Annotated in this window: 10 protein-coding genes; 7 read left to right on the top strand and 3 right to left on the bottom strand. The window is 40.7% G+C overall.

Features of this window, described 5'->3' with window-relative positions; translation table 11 throughout:
* From LD39_RS03145 to LD39_RS03130, 4 genes are all read left to right on the top strand, one after another.
* Window positions 1-232 (top strand): MGMT family protein (locus LD39_RS03145; protein WP_035542806.1); only part of this gene is annotated, 232 nt, incomplete at its 5' end.
* A gap of 60 nt (window positions 233-292) precedes the next feature.
* Window positions 293-1,240: a PD-(D/E)XK nuclease family protein gene (locus tag LD39_RS03140; protein WP_052158705.1), complete on the top strand. Its 948-nt coding sequence runs from the start codon at window positions 293-295 to the stop codon at window positions 1,238-1,240.
* Window positions 1,241-1,318: 78 nt separating this feature from the next.
* Complete coding sequence (locus LD39_RS03135; RefSeq protein ID WP_035542804.1) at window positions 1,319-1,954, top strand: SDR family oxidoreductase; 636 nt, start codon at window positions 1,319-1,321, stop codon at window positions 1,952-1,954.
* 274 nt (window positions 1,955-2,228) lie between these two features.
* On the top strand, window positions 2,229-3,479 hold the full coding sequence (locus LD39_RS03130) for a helix-turn-helix domain-containing protein (RefSeq protein WP_231572504.1): 1,251 nt from the start codon (window positions 2,229-2,231) through the stop codon (window positions 3,477-3,479).
* A 34-nt stretch (window positions 3,480-3,513) separates the two neighbouring features.
* Here LD39_RS03130 and LD39_RS03125 read toward each other — a convergent pair whose 3' ends face one another.
* Window positions 3,514-4,389, bottom strand: a complete 876-nt coding sequence (locus LD39_RS03125) for a 5'-3' exonuclease H3TH domain-containing protein (RefSeq protein WP_035542801.1) — start codon at window positions 4,387-4,389, stop codon at window positions 3,514-3,516.
* Window positions 4,390-4,592: 203 nt separating this feature from the next.
* On the opposite strand from LD39_RS03125, the gene LD39_RS03120 reads away from it, so the two are divergent.
* Window positions 4,593-6,113: an aldehyde dehydrogenase family protein gene (locus tag LD39_RS03120; RefSeq protein ID WP_035542800.1), complete on the top strand. Its 1,521-nt coding sequence runs from the start codon at window positions 4,593-4,595 to the stop codon at window positions 6,111-6,113.
* Window positions 6,114-6,164: 51 nt separating this feature from the next.
* Entirely contained in the window at window positions 6,165-6,533 is a 369-nt protein-coding gene (locus LD39_RS03115) for a DUF779 domain-containing protein (protein WP_035542798.1), read from the top strand.
* A gap of 19 nt (window positions 6,534-6,552) precedes the next feature.
* Here LD39_RS03115 and LD39_RS03110 read toward each other — a convergent pair whose 3' ends face one another.
* Window positions 6,553-7,278, bottom strand: a complete 726-nt coding sequence (locus tag LD39_RS03110) for an alpha/beta fold hydrolase (protein ID WP_035542796.1) — start codon at window positions 7,276-7,278, stop codon at window positions 6,553-6,555.
* Window position 7,279: 1 nt separating this feature from the next.
* A complete protein-coding gene (locus tag LD39_RS03105) occupies window positions 7,280-8,020 on the bottom strand; it encodes a GNAT family N-acetyltransferase (RefSeq protein WP_052158704.1) in 741 nt (246 codons plus the stop codon).
* 132 nt (window positions 8,021-8,152) lie between these two features.
* On the opposite strand from LD39_RS03105, the gene LD39_RS03100 reads away from it, so the two are divergent.
* Entirely contained in the window at window positions 8,153-9,163 is a 1,011-nt protein-coding gene (locus LD39_RS03100; RefSeq protein ID WP_035542794.1) for an NADP-dependent oxidoreductase, read from the top strand.
* Window positions 9,164-9,238 lie beyond the last annotated feature (75 nt).

The raw sequence follows: 9,238 nt of genomic DNA, 5'->3' as shown, positions 1-9,238 counted from the left end.
AGCCGGAAGCCCACGTGCAGCTAGACAAGTTGTCCGCATCCTTCATTCTATGAGTCAGAAATATTCTCTTCCCTGGCATCGCGTGCTGAATGCCCAGGGTCAGATTGTAATAAAAGATGAAACGACAGCAGATATCCAGCGGATGTCATTAGAAAGTGAAGGCGTTCCTGTTATTCGTGGAAAAGTACGCTTAAAAGAGCATCAATTCGATCCTGCTGAACAAAATGAATGATCTTATGTTTAAGATTATTTACGATAAAATAAGAATGCTATGACGCTCGGAGGATTTATTATGTTTGAAGTAAAGCCTTATCCAGAATTTTCATGGTCTCTCTCAAGACACAAGACGATGTTGACTTGTCTTAGGAAGTACGCTTATGACTATTACCTTTCTCATAATGGGTGGCTGAGCCATGCAGATTCTTTAGCCAAGCAAACCTATCGCTTAAAGAAAATCACTAATCTAGAAATGCATTTCGGAAGTGTGGTCCATGACCTTATTTATCAAATCATTCAGAATGTCCTGTCCGATCACGATATTCCCTCCGAGGAAGCTGTAGTTGACGAAATCAGGCATCACCTTAACCGGGGTTTTATAGAATCTACACGTAAAGAACACCTTTGGCAACACAGGCCGAAGCACTATACAATGCTTCACGAAATTTATTACAGTCAAACCAGTACACTCCCCGAATCAAAGATTAAAAAGATCCAGGAAAGACTTTCGTCTGCGGTCAAAAATTTTTACGCCAGCCAGTCTTTCGCTGATGTTCTCAACAAGGAACATATGAAATTCATTGACTCAGAGAGCTTCAGGTTCATGAAAACAGACGGTGTGAAGATCTTTGTTGTCATGGATCTTGTATATAAAGATTTGCAGAAAGACAAGTGGGTAATCGTGGATTGGAAAACTGGAAAGTCTTCAGACGAAGACAGAAATCAATTGGCTTTATATGCCCTCTACTTAAAGCAAAAGTATGACATTCCTTCCATAGACGATATCGTCATTCGCAATGAATATTTATTAGAAGGAAACCATATTGAATATCAATTAAAGGAACAAGACCTTATAAACGTTCAACACCTCTTTCAATCAAGTATGGAGCAGATGAAAGCATACCTGGAAGACCAAAAACAGAACCGCCCCTTACCTATTGAGCACTTTCCAATGCAGGAGGACCCACGCATCTGTGCTCGTTGCAACTACCAGGAACTCTGTTTCCCATCACAGACCACATGAGGAGCCTTCATGTTTAAGAATTCTCTATAAAGGCTATTTATTACAGGGAGAAGCACAATATGGAAGGAGTTTTGATTTATGAAAGTACTTGTTGCAGGAGCTAATGGACATACAGGTCGATTACTCATCCAATATCTCAAAGAAGATGGCCACGAGCCGTATGGCTTAATTAGAAAAGAAGAGCAAAAAGCTAAAATAGAGGAACTAGGAGGCACTCCAGTTCTAGCTGATGTTACTCAGCAAGATGTAGGGTATGCAGTCAAAGGTATGGATGCTGTGATGTTTGCAGCAGGTTCCGGGGGCAGCACAGGTGCTGACCAAACCGAGGCTGTAGATCGGGACGGCGCAATTAACTTAATCAAGGCTACCGAGAACTTGGGAATCAAAAAGTTCATCATGTTAAGCAGTATAGCCGCAGGAGACCCTGAACGCGGTCCTGAACAACTGAAGCATTATTTAAAAATGAAAGGCGATGCAGATGAATACTTGAAATCTACAGAGTTAGATTACACCATCGTACGTCCAGGTGGACTGACTCATGATGAAAGCTCAAGTAAAATCACTGTTGGCGAGACGGTAGAGAAAGGCACGATCTCTCGAGCTGATGTGGCCAAGACAATGATCGCTGCCCTTCAAGAGCCAAATGCCTACCACAAAACTTTCGAGATGATCTCTGGTGATACTCAAATTGAGGAAGCCTTGAAATCTCTATAAAACAAACAACAGGCCACCTTTAAAAGGTGGCTTTTGTTGTAGATTGAACATACATCTTACCAATCCTTTAGTGATTTTAAGTGAAAAATGATTGTATCCTTTAATATTTTGATATAATGTGGATACTTAGGCGTTAAAAGCACTAAAGTATTTAATAAACTTATTCATACATAAGGAACAAAAATATCCTGTATATTATAGCTGGATATCTTTAATAGGTATAAAGAACTATGCATTCACCGTTTGAAGGGGGTGTAAATGGATGAAAGGATCGTTGATTAAACAAAATCGAAAGCTTAGAAATATGACTTTAGAAGAATTAGCTAAGGGTATTTGTTCCATTTCATACTTAAGTAAAATTGAAAACAATGCAATCAATGCAAGCGATGAAATATACCGACTACTAGGGGAACGTTTAGGAATAAAATTAACGGACATCGATCACGATTTTGATGAATCTATTCACCAGGATTTAATGGATTGGCATGAAACGATTCATTTGCGCGACTTCCCCCTGGCAGATGAGTTAAAGAAAAAATGTCAAAAGGCTCTAGAGAAAAATAAAAATATTGAACTTGAAAATTTATATAAAGTAATTCTAACCAGACATATCATGAGCAGTGGACGCACGTCGATGCCAGAGTCAAATCTAAATGAGTTGAATTCTATTGTCACTGGAGGCTCTAAAGAATTTCAATTTTTTTATAACAAAACAGTTGGTTTACATTATCTAGTCTCATCAAAGCTGGTCAATGCCCTCCATTGTTTCTTAAAAGCCGAACAATTAATGGAAAAGCTGCCATATAAAGATCCAGAGGTGTATTTCCATTTGGCATTAACCTATGCCCAGACGCGTTCTTTTGTAGAATCTAACTTCTACGCTCAAAAGGCTCTCGAGGTTTACAAAAGCTCCCTCCATTATTCGAAAATGATTGATAATCATTTGATTATAGCCATCAATTATAACTCATTGGAAGCTTATACAATTGCTGAGGACTGTTTATTGGATATATTGAAAATGGCAAAATACCATCTGCCTGTCACGGAAAAGAGACGAGTCTATCATAACTTGGGCAAAAATTATATCCATCAAGAGAGATACGAAGAAGCAGCTATATATCTGCAAAAAGCCTATGAAATTGATACAGAAGAGACCGCATTTTCTTCAAGCACTATTTATCTATTGGCGTTAACTCATTATTACAATAATGATATGGAGGAATGTTGGTCTTACATTGAAAAAGGGGAGAAAGAAGCTCTTAGACATAACTTTTTGAAATACAAACACAAGTTTTACATCTTAAAAACAATGATTGATAAAAATACTCATGATGAAGAGTTTATAATAAAATTAGAAAAAGAGATTATTCCAGACTTTTTAAAACTGAATGAATATAAAGATTACAAATACTTCGTAGAGATGCTTGGAAACATATATTATGAGAAGCGTATGTACAAAAAAGCAGCCACACAATTTAAAGAGGCTAACAACTATAAGATAACCCAAAAGAAAGATTTATTATAAGAAAAACGGGAGCATCCTCCGTGCTCCCGCTTAATTAATACCCTACAATATTCTTCTTCCAATTTCTGAACTCCAACTCATCGAATTTGGCGCCCATCTTGTCATCGTCAATATAGAAAAGGGCTTCATCCAATGAACAATCAACCCCTGCTTCACAATGGATCCTTGCAAGCTTCCTGGAAAGATGGAGCATATCAAGATCCTGCTCAATCTTCGTCCTCTGCCCCTTGGTCAAGTCGTCTAGATTTTCAAGGATTCCCTCAATCGATTCATACTCGAGGAGAAGTTTCAGAGCAGTCTTCTCCCCTATCCCTTTGACCCCTGGATAATTATCACTACTATCTCCCATCAACGCTTTAAGATCAACCATTTGAGAAGGAGAAATCCCTTTTTCCTCAACAAATGAATCTTCATGATACTCCGCGTAATTCCCATAACCTTTCTTTAATAAGACGACCCGTACATTAGGCTTCAACAATTGAAGCAGGTCCTGGTCTCCGGTTAAAAGAAACACTTGAGAGTGCTCACTATATAATCGGCTCAATGTACCCATACAATCATCCGCTTCGTAGCCTACTTCACCTACGTTCGGGATGTTTAATGATTCGACTACTTCTTTTGCCAGATCAAACTGGGGAATAAGTTCTTCGGGTGGTGCCCCTCGATTGGCTTTGTACTCGGGAAATAAATCATTACGGAACGTCTTGCTCCCCATATCCCAACAGCAAACTACATGAGTTGGCTGGTATGTCTCAATTGCTGTAAAGAGATGCTTCATCATTCCATACACTGCATTCGTCGGAATGCCTTTACTATTAATCATAAAATAATTGCTCATTGCTGTAGCGTAAAAGGCACGAAACAATAGCGCCATTCCATCAACAAGCATAACTCGATTGGTTGTCGTCATCTTACGCTCTCCTTTTTTCTAAACCAGATAGTTCTATTATAACAAATGGTGTAAAGCCATCAGAAAAAAAGAGTAGATTCGTAGTTATTTTCTAATAATTGACAACATTCTGTTAAAATGATAGTTTCAAAGTAAGTGACTTACATTTACATATCCAAATTTGTAAGCGCTTGCACCTAATTTGAATAGGAGGAATGAAAGCAATGGTGTATGCATTTCCAAACACAGAAGGATCCATCGTTGAGTACAAAGAGCGCTATGACAATTTTATTGGTGGAAAATGGACCCCCCCTGTAAAGGGCGAGTACTTTGAAAATGTAACTCCTGTGACCGGACAACCGTTCTGTCAGGTAGCCAGGTCCACGGAAGAAGATATAGAGCTCGCTATCGATGCTGCTCATAAAGCGAAAGATGCCTGGGGGAAAACTTCAGTAGCTGAACGCTCACTGGTTTTGAACCGCATTGCAGACCGCATGGAGGAAAATTTGGAAAAACTAGCGGTTGCAGAAACTTGGGAGAATGGTAAAGCTGTTCGTGAAACATTGAATGCGGATATTCCTCTTGCCGTCGATCACTTCCGTTATTTTGCCTCTGTTATCCGTGCCCAGGAAGGTTCGATTGGTGAAATCGATAATGATACGATTGCTTACCATTTCCATGAGCCACTGGGTGTCGTAGGGCAAATTATACCTTGGAACTTCCCAATCTTAATGGCCACTTGGAAAATTGCTCCTGCACTAGCTGCCGGAAACGCTATTGTTCTTAAACCAGCTGAACAAACGCCAGCTTCCCTGCTTTACTTGCTTGAGATGATTGAAGACTTATTACCTGCTGGTGTCCTTAATGTCGTTAACGGCTTCGGTCTTGAGGCAGGAAAACCTCTCGCCCAAAACCCAAGGATCAACAAAGTTGCCTTTACAGGTGAAACGACTACAGGTCGTATGATCATGCAGTACGCTTCCCAAAATATCATACCAGTCACGCTTGAACTTGGTGGCAAATCTCCAAACATTTTCTTTGAAGACGTAATGAGAGAAGATGATGACTTCTTAGATAAAACGATAGAAGGCATGGTCATGTTCGCGTTAAACCAAGGCGAAGTTTGTACCTGCCCTTCCCGCGCACTGATTCAGGAGTCCATTTACGATCAATTCATGGATCGTGCCATTGAACGAGTAAAATCTATCAAAGTTGGAAATCCTCTTGACCCTGAAGTCATGATGGGAGCTCAAGCATCTTCCGAACAATTAGAAAAAATACTTTCTTACCTGCAGATCGGTAAAGAAGAAGGCGCCGAATGCCTTGTTGGCGGAGAACAGAATCAGATGGATGGGGACTTCAAGGATGGGTATTACGTTCAGCCGACCATCTTCAAAGGAAATAACCAAATGCGCGTATTCCAAGAAGAAATTTTCGGTCCAGTCCTCTCTGTAACAACGTTTAAAGATCAAGAAGAAGCCATGAGCATTGCGAACGACACGCTTTACGGTCTAGGTGCCGGTGTTTGGACGCGAGACATGAATACAGCTTATCGTTTCGGAAGAGGAATTGAAGCAGGTCGCGTGTGGACCAACTGTTACCATGCTTATCCTGCTCATGCTGCTTTTGGCGGATACAAAATGTCGGGAATCGGACGCGAAAATCATAAGATGATGCTGGACCATTACCAGCAGACGAAAAACATGCTCGTCAGCTACAGCCCACAAAAACTTGGATTCTATTAAAATCTAAGCCTCTCTTCAAAGAAGTACAACCTTATGTGAGGAGATGAAAAAATGGTCGAATGTGTAACCGCTACGGATGCCGCGCTCGATTTAATTCAAAAATTAAAGGATAAACACGGTCCTCTCATGTTTCACCAATCAGGGGGCTGTTGTGATGGCAGTTCCCCGATGTGTTATCAAGAAGGAGACCTGCTGATAGGGAGCCAAGACGTTTTACTAGGTGAAATTGGCGAAACCCCTTTCTATATCAACAAAAAACAATACGACTATTGGAAGCATACACAGCTGATCATTGATGTCGTCGATGGCCGCGGTGGGATGTTCTCCTTAGAAGGGGTTGAGGGAAAGAGGTTCCTATCCAGATCGAGAGCTTTTTCAGATGAAGAATATCAAGAGTTGAAAGCTGCCAACCAGCTCTAGCAGAAAGAGGCGTCCTTGTTCAAGGTCGCCTCTTCTCTTCTTCCTGCTTTTTGATAAACTGCCCTACTATTTTTGTGTATAACTCAGGCTGATCTTGATGAACAAGATGGCCCGCGAAGGGTAAAAGTCCAACATGGACATGGTCACTTTCACCATAAACAGAAGCTCCTTTTACTTCGTGGGGGTTGTTCTCACCAGCTAAAAACAGGATAGGTACACAGACATCGGACAAACTCATCGTATGTTCAAAAGGATACCATTCTTCATTACGTGCTAAGTAGATGAACTCTCTCCAATTCGTATTATGTAATTGATTAAAATAGTGAACCTGCTCTTCATTCCTGAGCAATTGACGCTGCATTTCAACTTCCTGGCGATGCATCTGTTTCCAGTTTGAAGGTTTTTCAGGGGTCACCCCGGATAAAGACAGACTCTTCACCTTACCTGGATACTGACGGGCAAAAAAAATGCCAACGAGACCGCCAAGCGAACAACCTACAATATGAGCTGAGTCAACTTGATAATAGTCTAAAGTTTCCTTAAGGTCATGCGCCGAATCTTCAAAGAGATTGCTGAAGTCATCACTGAATGAATTACCGTGTCCTCTTAAATCAGGCAAAAAAACCTGATATTCTTGGCTAAAGTGCTGAGATTGATAAGTAAAATCTGTCTCTCCTGTTTGAAGTCCTGTGTGTAAAAAAACAACAGGATCTCCTTCTCCAATGATTGTTGTATGCAGCAACATCTTAAATTCCTCCATTCCACCGCTTGTATACCTTCACTTGGTCAGTCACCTGACAATTATGTTTTTCAAACACTTTCTGCATCGGGACATTTTTAACACTTGTAGCTCCTACGCTGTATGCAGCTCCAAAGCACTCTTTTAATAGGTGCAATCCTTGAAGATATAAATCTGCACTCTTCCCTTTTCCACGTGCCTCAGGGACAAGCCCAAAGTAAAAGATACGCCCCTCTTCTTTCGTACCGGGTTCAATATGAGGCATCACAACACCGATTACACGGCCCTCTTCATAAGCAATGTTACATGTATCTTTATAGGTAGATCCTAATTCTTTTTCAACACTCTTCATCTGTTCATCCATATTCAAGTATGACGCTGCATTCAGGCTGCCTTCCATTACCTTTTCCCATACTTGCTTGAACTGCTCAGTAGAAACCTCATGCAGAGACCGCAGCTGAAAGCGATTTTTCGGTTCATTTAAATGACTTAAATCACACCGGACAAAGACATTTTCGTCGTGCAGTTTAAATTGAAGACGTTCGAGGTGCTTTGCAACTTCTAAAGGAAAAGAATCATTCAATAAGATTGTCAGGTGCTCCGCTTCTTGAATACGCTCATCTTCTACCAGACAATCTGCTAGATTCATCATTTCATCAGCATTAAGTCGATGTGCCTCTTCAATCGTTACGAAATTTTCACCTTCTACAAATTTAACTTTTTCATACAATCTTTCTTTTCCACCCATGTGTATCCCTGCCTCCCGCCACCTTTTATATTCATCGTAACGCATTCAAACCCTGTTTGGTAATCAAATCAATTCCATCTATCCCCTAATCCAAGATACAATAGAAATAGATTGCTGAAAGGAGTGTTAAAAATGAATCATGAAATTCATCTTGTTAAACGACCAGAAGCTGAACCTACCCATGAACATTTAAATATGGTGGAGAGTGAAAAGCCAGCACCTGTTGAAGGGGAAATCCTGGTCAAGATGCTTTACATTTCCGTCGACCCTTACATGAGAGGTCGTATGAATGACACAAAATCGTACATTCCTCCTTTTGAACTGAACGCACCAATTGAAGGTGGAGCAATCGCTGAAGTCGTGACTTCCAATGCTTCCGGACTTACAGAAGGCGATATTATCACGGGTATGCTGCCCTGGAAAGAATACGCGGTAGCAAAAGCCGATTCAGTACGAAAAATCGATCCTTCTTTAGGACCGATCACAACTTCTTTGGGGATTTTAGGAATGCCTGGATTAACAGCCTATTTTGGCTTAATGGATATCGGACAGCCGAATGAAGGAGAAACGATTGTCGTTTCTGGAGCTGCCGGTGCTGTGGGAAGCACAGTCGTACAAATCGGCAAAATTGTCGGTTGTCGAGTTGTCGGGATAGCTGGATCTGATGAGAAGACAAGCTATTTGAAGGAACAACTCGGTGTAGATGAAGCCATCAATTACAAAAAAGAAAATGTGTATGAGGCTCTTCAAAATGCATGTCCAAACGGCATTGATGTTTACTTTGATAATGTGGGCGGAGATATTTCAGATGCTGTCTATCCACAGCTGAACAAATTTGCTCGCATCAGTCAGTGCGGCGCAATTGCCTCCTACAACGTACCAAATGATCAAGGTCCAAGAATGCAAATGCATTTAATCAAATCAAGCGCATTGATAAAAGGTTTTACAGTCGGTGACTATCAAGACCGATTTAAAGAAGGTTTTGATCATCTTTCTAAATGGCTGAAAGAAGACAAGCTTACTTATGAAGAAACCGTTGTAGAAGGATTTGAAAACATTCCGGATGCTTTCTTCGGATTGTTTGAAGGATCCAATCTAGGGAAGCAGCTCGTCAAAGTCGCAGAACCTTCTCATACGTCATAAAAGGGAAAGGCTGGGACAAAACTGAATGAAACGCAAAAATTCCGAACGATTCGTTGAAATCAGTTCGGGATTTTT

This window comes from Halobacillus sp. BBL2006 (assembly GCF_000786645.1).
Lineage (GTDB): Bacteria > Bacillota > Bacilli > Bacillales > Halobacillaceae > Halobacillus.
Note: the sequence above shows the minus strand (reverse complement) of the source record. Positions and strands in the feature narration are given on the sequence as shown.

Coding starts and splice junctions, on each gene's coding strand:
- LD39_RS03140 (WP_052158705.1), top strand. CDS start 293: ATGTTTGAAGTAAAGCCTTATCCAGAATTTTCATGGTCTCTCTCAAGA.
- LD39_RS03135 (WP_035542804.1), top strand. CDS start 1,319: ATGAAAGTACTTGTTGCAGGAGCTAATGGACATACAGGTCGATTACTC.
- LD39_RS03125 (WP_035542801.1), bottom strand. CDS start 4,389: ATGACGACAACCAATCGAGTTATGCTTGTTGATGGAATGGCGCTATTG.
- LD39_RS03120 (WP_035542800.1), top strand. CDS start 4,593: ATGGTGTATGCATTTCCAAACACAGAAGGATCCATCGTTGAGTACAAA.
- LD39_RS03115 (WP_035542798.1), top strand. CDS start 6,165: ATGGTCGAATGTGTAACCGCTACGGATGCCGCGCTCGATTTAATTCAA.
- LD39_RS03110 (WP_035542796.1), bottom strand. CDS start 7,278: ATGTTGCTGCATACAACAATCATTGGAGAAGGAGATCCTGTTGTTTTT.
- LD39_RS03105 (WP_052158704.1), bottom strand. CDS start 8,020: ATGGGTGGAAAAGAAAGATTGTATGAAAAAGTTAAATTTGTAGAAGGT.
- LD39_RS03100 (WP_035542794.1), top strand. CDS start 8,153: ATGAATCATGAAATTCATCTTGTTAAACGACCAGAAGCTGAACCTACC.